Raw genomic sequence first — 13808 nt, 5'->3', positions numbered from 1 at the left:
CACCTCCTTATTTACGTAGTTTTGGATCTAATGCATCACGTAAGCCGTCACCAACTGCGTTAAACGCAAAGATTGTTAGTGAGATAAATACTGCTGGGAAAATTAAACGCCAAGGGGCATTTGTAATTGCTTTATTCCCTTCAGATGCCATTGTACCCCATGAAGCGTGCGGAGCAGGAACACCAAGTCCTAAATAACTTAAGAATGACTCGGTGAAAATAGCAGACGGAATTGTTAGAGTCATTGTTACTAAAATCGCACCAAGTGCATTTGGAATTAAATGTTTTAAGATTAAATGCATTGTGCTCGCACCTAAAGTACGTGCAGCAAGTACATATTCTTGATTTTTAATGGATAATACTTCACCACGAACGATACGAGCCATGCTAATCCAGCCTGTAATCGAAAGGGCGATAATCATAGGGAATAAACCTGGTTGTAAAACTACTAATAAAACGATTACAACTAAAAGGTAAGGCACAGCTGTTAATACGTCGGCAATACGCATCATAATATTATCAACACGACCACCTGCTAAACCTGAAATACTTCCCCAAAGAACACCAATCACTAAGTCAATAACAGCCGCTGTAATCCCGATAAATAGGGAAATACGAGCACCTGCCCAAATACGTACGAAAATATCACGACCTAAATCATCTGTCCCAAACCAAAAATCAGCAGATGGGGGACTGTTGTAGACACCAAGTTGATCGCTATATTTATATTGTGAAAGCATTGGAACAGTAATCGCCATTATAATAACGATAATCAGTGTAATTAAACCGAAAATTGCCATTTTATTATGTGAAAAGCGAATAAATACTTCCTTCCAGAAGGAAACGGATTTATCAGCTAATTTATCTGTTGCTTCATGATTTCCACCGACAATTTTAAACATATCTTTGTTAATCGGTTGCTGTGTCATTACTTTTTCGCTCCCTTCAACTTAATTCGCGGATCAACAATGCTATATAGAATATCGACAATTAATACCGCAAATAAAAGGATGATTGAATAGAACACTGTCGTTCCCATGATAACTGTGTAATCACGGTTTGTAATACTTTGTACAAAGTGTTTACCTAGACCAGGGATTGCGAATATTTGTTCAACGATGAAACTACCTGTTACAACACCAGCTGTTAATGGGCCAAGGTAAGTAAGAACTGGCAGTAAGGAATTTCGTAAAGTATGGCGGAAAACGATTGTCCATTTGCCAATTCCTTTAGCACGTGCCATTTTTACATAATCACTGCTATTTTGCTCAAGCATACTTGAACGTGTTAATTTTGCGATAAAACCCATGTGTGAGAATGCGATAGCAAGGGCAGGTAAAACACTATAGATGAAGCCCTTCCATCCACTAACAGGGAACCAGCCTAATTTAAAGGCTAAGAAATACTGCATTAAGCCTGCCAAAATAAATGATGGTACTGAAATACCGAGCACCGCAAAGGTCGTTGCCAAATAATCCGGCCATTTATTATGATAAAGCGCTGAAACTACGCCTATTAATACACCGAATCCAATCGCCAATAGCATAGCTTCAATCCCAAGTGTTAACGAAACTGGGAAGCTCTCATTAATCATATCATTTGTAGAACGCGCTTTATACTTCATAGACTCACCGAAATTAAATGAGGCCGTATCGATTAAATAATCTTTATATTGAATATACCAAGGGTTATTTAATCCATACGTTTCGTTTAACTTTTCCTCAATTTGAGGAGGGAAATTACGTTCACTTGCAAAAGGACTACCTGGAGCAAGACGCATTAAGAAAAACGTAGCCGTTACGATGACGAAAAGCGCGAGAAGTATATACATCAGCCTTTTCAAAATATATTTAATCACATAAAACTCCTCCTTCTATTTGTCAATTTTCTGACAAATAAATGCCTTCGTATTTTAAAAAGAGCTGACTCGCGCCGAAGTGGCCACGAGGCAGCTCTTCGCTGTAGAGCTTAAAAGATAAAAGATTCAGTAGTGAAAATTATTCCACATCAACATATTTAAGTTTAATGTTACCTAAAATATCTGGAACCATGTTTTTAACTTTTTTATCAACTACTGAAAGGTTAGTGTAGTAGTAGATTGGCGCAACAGGGAATTCTGAAACTGCGATAGATTCAGCTTGTTTTAATAGGTCTAAACGTTTAGCAGAATCACCTTCAGCAATAGATTGTTTTAACAATTCTTTGTATTTAGGGTTTTCCCAGCCTGTATCGTTGTTACCATTTGCTGCTGTATCATACATTTCAAGGAATGAATAAGCATCGTTGTAGTCAGCGATCCAACCCATACGTCCTACTTGGTAGTCAAGAACGTTAAGTTTTTCTAAATACACTTGCCATTCAGAGTTATCAAGACCTACAGTAATACCAAGGTTTTTGCTCCAGCCTTCTTGGATGAATTGAGCAATAGAAGCATGTCCTTCACTTGTATTGAATGAAACATTAATTTTAAGATCTTTTGGATCTTTAATACCAAGTTCTTTCATACCAGCTTCAAGTGCTGCTTTAGCACCTTCGATATCGTTATCTTTGAAGTAACCACGGTCTTCTTCAAAACCGCTAATTGCAGATGGAACCATACCTAAAGCAGGTTTTTGTTCACCTTTAGTAATGTTGTCAATTAAGCCTTGACGATCGATTGCTAATGTTAACGCTTTACGGATGTTAGCGTTTCCAGTAATTTTGTCTGTTGTATTGAATTTGTACCAGTATACACCAGCATAGTCAGCGATTTGTAATGAACCGTCTGCTTTAAAGCCATCAATTTCATCAAGTGAAACTGTTTGATAAGGAGAACCTAAATAATCGATTTCTCCAGTTTTGAACATTGTTGAAGCAGTTGCTTCATTTTCAACCATACCAATGTTTACAGTATCTAGAGCTACACTAGAAGCATCCCAATACTCAGGGTTTTTCTTTAATACTACTGAATCATTGTGTTTCCAAGTATCTAATGTGAATGGTCCGTTCGTTACGAAGTTTTCACCAGCATCAGTGTACCAGTTATCATTGCCTTCAACTACTTTTTGATTTAAAGGAGCATATGTTTTAAATGCAACTAACTCTAAGAAGTAAGCTGTTGGTTGTTGTAAAGTTACAACTAAAGTTTTGTCATCTTCAGCTTTAACACCAACATCATCAGCAGAACCTTCGCCTAAGTTATAAGCTTCAGCGCCTTTAATTGGGTAAAGTAAAGATGCGTACTCAGATAAGTTTTCAGGATTTAAAGCCCATTTCCAAGCATATTCGAAGTCGCCAGCAACTACTGGATCTCCGTTTGTCCATTTTGCATCACGTAATTTGAAAGTGTAAGTTAATAAATCTTCACTCTCTGTATAGCTTTCAGCCATACCAGGAGCTGGTTTTCCATCAAGGTCTAAAACCATTAAACCTTCAAATACGTTTTGAAGAATTGCCCCAGAAGTAGTATCTGTTGCAAGTTGTGGATGTAAAGATGGCGGCTCAGAAGCTACAACTACGTTCAACTCTTTAGAAGAAGCTGTTTCTGATGAACCAGAATCTTTTTTATCGTCTTTTGCTTTATCAGACGAATCTCCACCGAAGCCACATGCAGCAAGTACTAGTGAAAATACTGCAAGGACTGTAAGTAATAAAAACTTTTTGTTCTTATTCATGTGAATCCCCCTTATACAATTTTTAAGCCTTTTGTGAAGCTCCTATTTAATATACCAAAAAAGTCATTGTGCACAAAATAAAAAAGATTCAAATTTATATAGTATTATCTGACATTTACAAGAATAATAATTTTCTTCGGTCTATTACTTCAGTGTACGAAAGTGTTTAAATAATGAGAATTTGATTTAAAACAGCTAAAAATATCAAAAATAAAACAAAATCGAAAAAATGACTTACTATACCGAAAATTCCTATTTTTTCGATAATATTATGACGCAATAAAAAATGATTCAAAAGTCACAGTTGTTATACCTTAAGAAATTTATATAGTTTTGTAGAAAATCATCGTAAAACTAAGTGAATATGATTTTTAATAAGGTAATTTCTTGTAATTTCTAATCTAAAAATATGAATAATACTATCTATAAATGATATATAAAAATTTTGTTTTGTATTTATCTAGTATTTAGCTTTAAGAGAGAAAAAAAGGGAAAAGGAGAGAAATTTGTATTAAATAGCATGCGGTTTAGTAGATAGAATAGTGCCATTTAAGCACAAGATAGTAGTCTAATATTTTTTTAAAATAATACTATGACACTTTGGAAAGCGGTTGAATATATGAAAAAGCGTTATTTATTAACGTTTAGATAAAAATTCGAAGTTTGTTTTTCTCTTTTTCGGCATAAATCTACATGGTGATATGTATTTTGTATAAAAATGATTTCTTATTAAAAATTCCTCTGAAGTTCGTCAATTCATTCGATTTTTAATAAATGTATTGCATAGAAAAATACTCTAGGCAAACGCAATGTGTCGTTTACCTAGAGTATTTTTTGAGGTTTATAACTTAAATTGATGTATCTGATTTTGTAAATCTAAAGACTTTTCACTTAAATCTGTCGCTACTAAGTTTACTTGTTGGATTGTTGCGGCTTGTTCTTTCATTGCCTCAGCGATAATTTTCGTATTGTCAGCACTTGCTGAAGCACCATAAGCAATTTCAGCAACAGAAGCTGCTACTTGCTCAGCACTGGCAGATATTTCTTCAGAAGTTGCAGAAATATCTTCAATTTGATCTGACATTGTATTAATTGCTGTAACGATAGATTCAAAAGCAATGCCTGCATTTCCTATCATTTTAACACCATCTGTTACAGAATGAAGGCCATCAAATACTGCCTTTTCTACATTTTTTGTATCTTGTTGTATGTCTTGTGTTAATGCAACAATTTGATTGGCAGATTGTTTTGATTCTTCCGCTAGCTTGCGTACCTCGTCTGCTACTACAGCGAAGCCTTTACCGTGTTCACCAGCACGTGCGGCTTCGATAGCGGCATTAAGTGCAAGTAAATTTGTTTGATCCGTAATTGTTGTTATAACTTCTGTAATATTGCTAATTTCTACTGATTGTTTACTAAGTTTTTGAACGAGCGTGTTAATCAGTTGAGTTGAATCATTGATGACGTTCATTTGTTGCTGTGCTTCTTCTATAATGCTGTTACCACTGTTGGCTGTTTCAGATGTAGCAATAGCACTATGGTGAAGCTGTTGTGTTGCTTCTGCAATACGTTGTACCCCTGTTGCAGTTTCATCCATAGCCGCAGCACTTTCCTTTGCAGCAACTGTTGCGGCTACTGCTGACGCAGCGGTGTCATTAATACGTGATGTAACCTCGTCTGTTGTAGCAGAAACTTCTTCAGTAGAGGCAGTTAACTCTTCGGCTGCGCCTGTTAAATGTTCGGAGTTTTCTTGTATATGTGTCATTAAACTACGAACGTTACTTTTCATCGTGTTAAAGGCTACTGCTAGCTGGCCAATTTCATCTTTAGATTGATTTGCAATATCTTGATGATATAATTCACCATTTGCAATATTGTTAGCAGCAACTACTACTGATTTTAAAGGGCGAGTAATTTTACGTTGTACATAGAACATAAGGAATAAGCCGAGTGTTACACCAATAGTAAGGGCAATAACCGAAATAATTTGAGAATTTTTTACTGCCTGTTTAGATTCCTTCGTAATAATTTCTAGTTGATTCTTTTGGTAATCTACAATTTTATCAGAGACTTCTGATAACCCTATGTTAGCTTGTTGGGCTTCACCATTTACTTTTTTTAAAGCTTCTTCTATATTACCTTCATCATGTAAAGCTAAAACAGTATCAGCTGCTTTGTTAAAAGCATTGTTATATGTATTAAGCTCTTTAGTGTATTCAATCATTTCGGGTGAATCTGCTTTTTCTGTAATTTCCTCAACATGCTTATCAAGCATTAATGAATATTTTTCGAAACTCTCCTTATTATATGGAGTATCTTCAATAAACATTGCACGAATAAAAAGACCTTGCGTCGCTAATTCAATTTTAATATTATCCGATAGTTCAACTAAGGAGACGCGATTTTCTAATGCATCTTCAACTTTACTCTCAATTTTAGAAAATTGTATAAACAAAATAAGCAAAGAAATGAATAAGGTAAAGATGATCGAGAAAAAACCGAAGCTTAACTTTTTGCCAACAGACATAGTGAATACGCCCTTTCTGAAATGATAAAAATTTTTATAGTTAAATTAAGACATCGTGGAAGCTAGAAGTCAATAACAGAAGGTAGAAACAGTTCAGAATAATCATTGTGGAAATCTTAAAATATCGTAATAGGGAACATAGCCTGTAAAAAACACAAAAGGCATTGATTTTTATCTATATATAGTACACATTGCGGAGAAAGAACTTTGTGAAAGAAAAATACGATGCAATTAGCATCGTATTCCTATCTTTAAGACTGTTTTTTTAACTGTAAAATGACAGTTTCATCTGGATCGATAAACAATGTTTTTTGTTCGAAATAGATAACAAATCCAGGTTTAGCTCCATTTGGCTTTTTGACTTGACGTATTTCTGTATAATCTACTGGAACAGAGGAAGAGTCGCGCGCTTTTGAGAAGTAAGCGGCAAGTGTCGCAGCTTCTCGCAATGTCGTATCATCTGGCTCAGTAGCATGAATGACTACATGTGAACCCGGTATGTCCTTTGTATGTAGCCATATATCAGTACGTTTAGCAATTTTAAATGTTAGCATATCATTTTGTTTATTGTTTTTGCCTACAGAAATAGGTGTCCCTGTAGATGATATATAATGTTCTGGTTCAGGTTTTAGTTGTTTTTTCTTTTTCTTAGCGTGACGTAGTTTTAAATAACCTTGTTCCGCTAATTCTTCACGTATTTCTTCTATATCACCTGGAGCTGCTTGTTGAACCTGTTGAGCTAGCATCTCAAAATAAGTAATTTCTTCTTTTGTTTTTTCAAGTTGCTCTTGTACCATAATAAGGGCATTTTTAGCCTTTGTGTATTTTGTGTAATAACTTTGCGCATTTTCAATAGGTGTTTTACGTTCGCTTACAGGAATCGTAATTTCTTCAGCGGACTCACTATAATAGTTAGTTACTGTTACTTCCTTCACACCTTTTTCGAAAGCGTATATATTGGCCATAAGCAGTTCCCCAAATAATTGGAATTGATCTAGTTTGGAAGCACGCTCATAGTCTTTCGTCAGTTTTTTTATCTTTAATGACAATTTATCGATTTCGTTTTGTAGCCAGCGTTCTAAATCTCCAGCTTGTTGTTTCACACGATCTCGCTCAGCACGTGCAAAAAATACGCGGTCAAGCAGTTCATGTACATTTGGATAAACAGTTTTTTCTCCTTGTAAATGGGTTAAAGCGATAGGAGAGAAATAGGTTTTGTTATTGGAAAATACATACATTGGTTCTGTGCCGCCATCACGAAAGGCTGCCATAAAGTCTCTGAAGCATACTACTTTATTAGTTGCAGTTGTTAAGCGGAATAATAATTCCTCGGCATGTAATGGAGAAAAGCCGACAAATTGCGAAACAACTTCTTTTGCTGTTTTCGGCTCAGTAAAAAATGCTGTTAACTGCTCATCTGAGACCGATAGGGGTTGCCATTTATTTTGGGCAGGTGGTGCAATATAAGGCTGTCCAGGTAATATTGTGCGGAAACTATTCATCGATGGTGATAAATGTTTTAAACTATCGATAATTTTATTTTGTTCCTTATCAATTAATAGCAGGTTACTATGGCGACCCATAATTTCTGCGTGTAATTCCCGTACAATTGGATCGCCAATTTCATTTTTACTATGGATTTCTACTATAATAATGCGATCTAGGTCGTGCTGTTTAATAGATGAAATAAAACCACCTTCTAAATGTTTACGTAATAACATACAAAACATAGGAGGTTCCGCAGGGTTTTCTATTGTTTGCTCAGTAAGATGTACACGTGCATAGGAAGGGTGGATAGAAAACAATAATTTGTGGTTGCCACCATTTGCGCGAACTTGTAAAACAACTTCTTGAGCATTAGGTTGATGTATTTTAGTAATGCGACCTGTTACTAATTGTTGCAGGTCTGTTGTCATTGAATAAGTAAATAAGCCATCGAATGCCATTTTAATTCCTCTTTCCAACGATATATTGCATCATTGTGTATTCGTATATAATAGTAATTTTTGCGCCATATTTGTCTGTGTATATGAACAAATAGGATGGGATTCTTCCTATTATAAATTGTGTTCAAACAGCCATCTCATGTATGAATGCATTTTTTGTATGTTTATCATAGCATTTTTTAGGTGAATATTAAAATATAGCTTCAGATGTGGTAGAATTAATTTTTGCACTAGCGAATTTTTTGTGGAGAGACGTCATAAATGACAGAGCTTATGTTATAATAATCCCAGTATGCAAAGAAAGGTGTGACGAACCTTGGTGCGTAGTATGACTGGTTTTGGCAGAGGTGTCACAACAACAAGAGACTTTCAGTTAACCGTAGAAATACGCTCGGTCAACCATCGTTTTTTAGAAATTCATGCAAAGTTCCCAAAAGAATGGCTTGAAGCAGAAATTTTTGCTAAGAAATTGATTTCACAAGCTTTATCACGTGGAAAAATTGATGTGATGGTAGATGTGAAGGATTTAGAAAACGTCGAGCAATCTATTGAAATTAATTGGTCATTAATTGAAGCGTATCGTAAGGCAAAAGAGCAATTAGCAAGTAAAGTACCCCTAGAAGAAAAATGGACAATGCAGGAGCTATTAGCGCTAGAGCAAGCGTTAGTACAGAAAAAACCGCAACTAACGCCAGAGGATTTATTGGGGGCAGTTGAGCATGCGGTGACAGAAGCTACTAGACAGTTGATCCAAATGCGTGAGCGTGAAGGGCAAGAATTGCAAGATGTTGTTGTACAATATAAGGAACAGTTAATGGAACAAGTGAATCAAATTCGCTCGTATTCATCACTTGCTGTTGAAAAATATCGTACGCGATTATTAGAACGAATTGCTGAAATAGCAGATGGAGCGCTCTTAGAAGACCGTTTGCTCGCAGAAGTAGCGATATTTGCTGAACGAGTGGACATAACAGAAGAGTTAGATCGTTTAGATAGTCATTTTAACCAACTGGAAGAAACGTTACTAGAAACAGTTTCAATCGGACGTAAATTAGACTTTTTAATGCAGGAGATTCATCGCGAAATTAATACAATAGGTTCAAAAAATCAATCGACAGAAGCAGCCGTTGCAGTAGTTCAGGCAAAAACAATTTTAGAAAAGATGCGAGAACAAGTTCAAAATATCGAATAATATGCTTGCATCTGTTATAAATTAAGGGAGATATAGAGAATAAATGATAAAAGAACGTGGATTATTAATTGTTCTGTCTGGCCCATCTGGTGTAGGAAAAGGGACAGTGCGAAAAGAATTATTTTCTCAACCGAATACGAATTATGAGTATTCCATCTCAATGACAACACGAAATCCTCGCGAAGGTGAAGTAGATGGTGTAGACTATTTTTTTAAGTCGCGTGAAGAGTTTGAAACGTTAATTGAACAAGGTGGCTTATTAGAACACGCTGAATTTGTAGGGAATTACTACGGCACTCCGTTAACGTATGTAAATGAAACACTTGATGCTGGTCGTGATGTGTTTTTGGAGATTGAAGTACAAGGAGCAGCGCAAATTCGTAAAAAAGCACCGGATGCCTTATTTATTTTCTTAGCCCCTCCAAGTTTAACGGAATTAAAAGATCGTTTAGTTGGGCGTGGGACAGAGACAGCGGATGTTATTGCGAAGCGCATCGCAACTGCAAGTGAAGAGCTTGAAATGATGAGCTTATATGATTATGTAGTTGAAAATGATGAAGTGACAAATGCCTGTGATCGTATAAATGCGATTATTAAAGCCGAGCATTGTCGAAGAGAACGTGTTGAAAAAAGATATTTGTCAATGTTGAGAGGAGAATAAACCAATGTTATACCCATCAGTAGATGCCTTAAAAAAAGAGATCGATTCAAAATATTCTTTAGTAAGCTTAGCGTCAAAACGTGCTCGTCAAATGCAAGAGATTGAAGGCACTGAGCGCTTGCACAAATATGTTTCCTATAAATATGTAGGAAAAGCACTTGAAGAGGTAGCAGCAGGTGTACTTACGAAAGTATCTCAAGATGAGTCAGCTGTGTACGAAGACGAAATCTAACATTGATGTAACAAAGCTTTTGCCAAGTTAATGTTAAAATCTGCAGTGATTTTTTGATTATACAAGAATGCCGAGAGCTCCCGAGGAATTGTCCTTTGGGAGCTTATCGTTTGAAAGGACGACATTGTAGATGAACAAAAATATTTTACTTTGTGTATCAGGTGGTATTGCTGTTTATAAAGCTGTAGCACTAGTGAGTAAGCTATCTCAGGCAGGTGCCAACGTAAAGGTCATTATGACAGCATCGGCGCGACAGTTTGTCAATCCGTTAAGCTTTCAAGTCATGTCAAAAAATGATGTCTATTTCGATACATTTGATGAAAAGGATTCAAATGTGATTGCCCATATAGATTTAGCAGATTGGGCAGATTTAATATTAGTTGCACCTGCAACTGCAAATGTCATTGGTAAACTCGCAAACGGTATTGCTGATGATATGGTCACGACGACTTTACTTGCCACAACTGCTCCCGTCTGGCTTGCGCCAGCAATGAATGTTCATATGTATGATCATCCAGCAGTAAAACGCAACTTGGCACAGCTAGCGGCAGATGGCTATCAATTTATTGAACCGTCAGAAGGCTTTTTAGCGTGTGGCTATGTTGGCAAAGGTCGTTTAGAGGAACCAGAAAATATTACAGCTCTTGTGCAAGATTATTTTTCATCAAAGGTTAAGCTATTAGCAGGTAAAAAGGTGCTTGTGACAGCGGGTGCATGGTATGTCCCTTTGGATGATCAACATGTAATTAGTACAAAGGCGAATGGTCGGATTGGACAGGCGTTAGTGAATGAAGCACAAGCACTTGGAGCACATGCGATTTTAATTGGTGGAGAAGCTTCAAATGCCAATGATCATATTGCGGAAGTTGAGCGCTTTAAAAAACAATATCCACATGCATTTTTACTTCATGCGGCCCATATACCAACTATTGAAAGAGCGCCTATTCTGTCTGTCGAAGGTACGACTGCAGTGACATTTGGACAAAAAGTTTATGGTGAACCGATGTTACAAGTTTTATCTGACGAGTGGATTGATTTTAGTCATACTGCGAAAGTAAATGGTGAAGTATTGGATGTATCGGACCCGACACAGTTTGCGAAAGTTTTATGGCAGCATGTATTACAAGGTGAGGCGCAATGAGTTTATATGCTGAGATTATAGTGGATGTTTCGACATACCATGTAGATCGCACATTTGACTATGCTGTTCCTACAGAATGGATAGCTGTTATAGAAAAAGGTTGTCGTGTGAAAGTACCTTTTGGACCAAGAAATGTACTAGGATTTGTTGTAGGTTTAAAAAGTGACACAGATGTCCCTGAAAACAAAATAAAGCCAATTGCACAAATTTTAGATATAGAGCCCGTTTTCACAGAAGAAATGCTGTTGATGGCAAAGTGGTTAAAAAACGAAACGATTTGTTATGAAATTGATGCTTTGCAAGTAATGCTACCTTCAGCACTTCGGGCAAAGTATGAAAAGATTGTTAAATTACAAGTTGAGCAAGATACATTGCCGATAGAAGTTCAGCAGATTTTTGGAAAACGTCAAAAGGCAAACTTTAAGGAATTTGAACGTGTAGGCTTATTGCCGTTATTAAAACAACTGATTGCAGATAAAATTGTAAAGATAGAAAATGTTGTGAAGCAACAAGGGAATGTTAAAGAAGTACGTATGGTCAAAATAGCAGAAGACGAACAAGCGCTAAGAAATGCAATGTTAGAGGCATCGAGAGCTGCGAAACAACGATCTTTAATTGAATGGATGTCTACGCATCTAGGAGAAATATTTACGCCTCAGCAAATATATGATGAAACAGATGTATCTGCTGCAGTATTACAAGCGGTCATTGACAAAGGAGCTGCGCGTTTTATACAGGAAGAAGTTTATCGAGATCCTTTTACAAACGAAGTTGCGCGTACCCAATCTTTACAATTAACGGACGAGCAGGCTGTTGCATTAAACGCCATTGCACACTCACTTGATACACATTCCGCTTCAACCTTTTTATTGCAAGGTGTAACAGGTAGTGGTAAAACAGAAGTCTACTTACAGGCGATTCAAAAGGTTTTACATGAGGGCAAGGAAGCGATTATGCTAGTACCTGAAATTTCCTTAACACCGCAAATGACAGAACGTTTCCGTAGTCGCTTTGGTGAAATGGTTGCGGTCATGCATAGTGGGTTATCCGTAGGTGAGAAGTATGATGAATGGCGGAAAATTCAACAAGGCAAAGTAAGGGTAGTAGTTGGTGCGCGATCAGCAATTTTCGCACCTTTTACAAATTTAGGGCTCATTATTTTAGATGAGGAACATGAATCTACTTACAAGCAGGAGGATTCCCCACGCTATCATGCGAGAGATGTGGCAATTTGGCGTAGCCAATATTATCAATGTCCTGTCATTTTAGGTAGTGCGACACCTGCCCTTGAGTCGTTTGCTCGTGCAAAAAAAGGTGTCTATACACTACTTACTTTAAAACAACGTGCACTGCATCAGGCGATGCCAACTGTATTTGTTGCAGATATGCGCGAGGAACTGCAAAAAGGAAATCGCTCTATGTTTTCTGAACTGCTCATTGAAGGGATACGTACTCGACTCGAACGACAAGAACAGATGGTGCTATTTTTAAATCGAAGAGGGTATTCGTCATTTGTGCTATGTCGTGATTGTGGTACTGTCGTACAATGTCCGAACTGCGATATTTCGCTAACTTATCACCGCACAACTGAAAAACTGAAGTGTCATTACTGCGGTTATGAAGAACATGTACCACAAATTTGTCCGCAATGTCAAAGTGAGCATATACGGTATTTTGGGACAGGAACGCAAAAAGTGGAAGAAGAAATTTATAAGCTGTTCCCAGAGGCTAGGGTACTAAGAATGGATGTTGACACAACAAAGCACAAGGGGGCGCATGAAGAGATTTTGCAAGCATTTGGTGAGGGGCAAGCCGATATTTTACTCGGTACGCAAATGATTGCAAAGGGACTTGATTTTCCTAATATTACACTTGTTGGTGTGCTTAGTGCCGATACATCATTGCATCTACCAGATTACCGTGCAGCGGAACGGACTTTCCAGTTACTCACACAGGTAAGTGGTAGGGCAGGACGACATGATAAACCAGGTGAGGTCGTCATTCAAACTTATACTCCTGAGCATTATGCAATTGAATTAGCTAAAGTACAAGATTACGAGCCATTTTATGAACGAGAAATGTTTTTACGCCGTCGTTCAGGCTATCCACCTTACTATTTCGTTGCGCTTATACAAGTATCTCATGAAGATGTCATGATGGCAGCGGAGTATGCCGGGCGAGCCGCGGATTGGCTTCGGGGAAATTTATCAAATCAAGTGTCTATTATAGGCCCAACAGTTGCAAGTATTAGCCGTCTCCAAAATAGATATCGCTATCAATGTTTGATAAAATATAAAATTGAACCAAATCTGATACCTGTATTGCAACGATTACTTGCAATGTATCGAGCAGAATGGATAAAACAGGGCATATTAATGACGGTAGATTTAGACCCGTCTACTATATAGGGATGCTATAAGATACAAGTTCAGTTTATTTGCCTGAGATAAAAATAAA

At 37.0% G+C, this 13808-nt stretch carries 10 protein-coding genes; 5 read left to right on the top strand and 5 right to left on the bottom strand.

Features of this window, described 5'->3' with window-relative positions:
* Positions 1 to 7: 7 nt before the first annotated feature.
* The 5 genes from NSQ74_RS21215 to NSQ74_RS21195 all read right to left on the bottom strand — a co-directional run bounded on the left by NSQ74_RS21215 (position 8) and on the right by NSQ74_RS21195 (position 8125).
* Positions 8 to 928, bottom strand: coding sequence for an ABC transporter permease (locus NSQ74_RS21215; protein ID WP_340825922.1), 921 nt, complete (start codon positions 926 to 928; stop codon positions 8 to 10).
* Positions 928 to 1857, bottom strand: coding sequence for an ABC transporter permease (locus NSQ74_RS21210; protein ID WP_337981927.1), 930 nt, complete (start codon positions 1855 to 1857; stop codon positions 928 to 930). The genes NSQ74_RS21215 and NSQ74_RS21210 overlap by 1 nt, the downstream gene beginning before the upstream one ends.
* 139 nt (positions 1858 to 1996) lie before the next feature.
* Positions 1997 to 3652 carry a peptide ABC transporter substrate-binding protein gene (locus NSQ74_RS21205; RefSeq protein WP_337981926.1) on the bottom strand — a complete coding sequence of 552 codons (1656 nt, stop codon included), beginning with the start codon at positions 3650 to 3652 and terminating at the stop codon, positions 1997 to 1999.
* An 841-nt stretch (positions 3653 to 4493) separates the two neighbouring features.
* Positions 4494 to 6179 (bottom strand): methyl-accepting chemotaxis protein, encoded by a 1686-nt coding sequence (locus NSQ74_RS21200; protein WP_340825917.1) that lies wholly within the window; start codon positions 6177 to 6179, stop codon positions 4494 to 4496.
* Between the two features lie 251 nt (positions 6180 to 6430).
* Complete coding sequence (locus tag NSQ74_RS21195; protein ID WP_340825914.1) at positions 6431 to 8125, bottom strand: Rqc2 family fibronectin-binding protein; 1695 nt, start codon at positions 8123 to 8125, stop codon at positions 6431 to 6433.
* A 316-nt stretch (positions 8126 to 8441) separates the two neighbouring features.
* Here NSQ74_RS21195 and NSQ74_RS21190 point away from each other — a divergent pair, with 316 nt between their 5' ends.
* The 5 genes from NSQ74_RS21190 (at position 8442) to priA (ending at position 13759) form a co-directional block, all read left to right on the top strand.
* The gene (locus NSQ74_RS21190) at positions 8442 to 9317 is read left to right on the top strand and encodes a YicC/YloC family endoribonuclease (protein WP_340825913.1); all 876 of its coding nucleotides are present in this window, start codon (positions 8442 to 8444) and stop codon (positions 9315 to 9317) included.
* Between the two features lie 43 nt (positions 9318 to 9360).
* On the top strand, positions 9361 to 9978 hold the full coding sequence (gene gmk / locus NSQ74_RS21185) for a guanylate kinase (RefSeq protein ID WP_340825911.1): 618 nt from the start codon (positions 9361 to 9363) through the stop codon (positions 9976 to 9978).
* Between the two features lie 4 nt (positions 9979 to 9982).
* Positions 9983 to 10210: a DNA-directed RNA polymerase subunit omega gene (rpoZ, locus tag NSQ74_RS21180; protein ID WP_173477811.1), complete on the top strand. Its 228-nt coding sequence runs from the start codon at positions 9983 to 9985 to the stop codon at positions 10208 to 10210.
* A 130-nt stretch (positions 10211 to 10340) separates the two neighbouring features.
* The gene (gene coaBC, locus NSQ74_RS21175) at positions 10341 to 11351 is read left to right on the top strand and encodes a bifunctional phosphopantothenoylcysteine decarboxylase/phosphopantothenate--cysteine ligase CoaBC (protein ID WP_340825908.1); all 1011 of its coding nucleotides are present in this window, start codon (positions 10341 to 10343) and stop codon (positions 11349 to 11351) included.
* A complete protein-coding gene (gene priA / locus NSQ74_RS21170) occupies positions 11348 to 13759 on the top strand; it encodes a primosomal protein N' (protein WP_340825906.1) in 2412 nt (803 codons plus the stop codon). Before coaBC ends, priA begins: the two co-directional genes overlap by 4 nt.
* The last annotated feature ends 49 nt before the right edge of the window (positions 13760 to 13808 follow it).

The sequence above is a fragment of the Lysinibacillus sp. FSL W8-0992 genome, assembly GCF_038008685.1.
GTDB lineage: Bacteria > Bacillota > Bacilli > Bacillales_A > Planococcaceae > Lysinibacillus.
Note: the sequence above shows the minus strand (reverse complement) of the source record. Positions and strands in the feature narration are given on the sequence as shown.

What these genes read in the sequence shown, in the direction of transcription:
- NSQ74_RS21215 (WP_340825922.1), bottom strand. Translation starts at nt 928, where the DNA reads ATGACACAGCAACCGATTAACAAAGATATGTTTAAAATTGTCGGTGGA.
- NSQ74_RS21205 (WP_337981926.1), bottom strand. Translation starts at nt 3,652, where the DNA reads ATGAATAAGAACAAAAAGTTTTTATTACTTACAGTCCTTGCAGTATTT.
- NSQ74_RS21200 (WP_340825917.1), bottom strand. Translation starts at nt 6,179, where the DNA reads ATGTCTGTTGGCAAAAAGTTAAGCTTCGGTTTTTTCTCGATCATCTTT.
- NSQ74_RS21195 (WP_340825914.1), bottom strand. Translation starts at nt 8,125, where the DNA reads ATGGCATTCGATGGCTTATTTACTTATTCAATGACAACAGACCTGCAA.
- gmk (WP_340825911.1), top strand. Translation starts at nt 9,361, where the DNA reads ATGATAAAAGAACGTGGATTATTAATTGTTCTGTCTGGCCCATCTGGT.
- rpoZ (WP_173477811.1), top strand. Translation starts at nt 9,983, where the DNA reads ATGTTATACCCATCAGTAGATGCCTTAAAAAAAGAGATCGATTCAAAA.
- coaBC (WP_340825908.1), top strand. Translation starts at nt 10,341, where the DNA reads ATGAACAAAAATATTTTACTTTGTGTATCAGGTGGTATTGCTGTTTAT.
- priA (WP_340825906.1), top strand. Translation starts at nt 11,348, where the DNA reads ATGAGTTTATATGCTGAGATTATAGTGGATGTTTCGACATACCATGTA.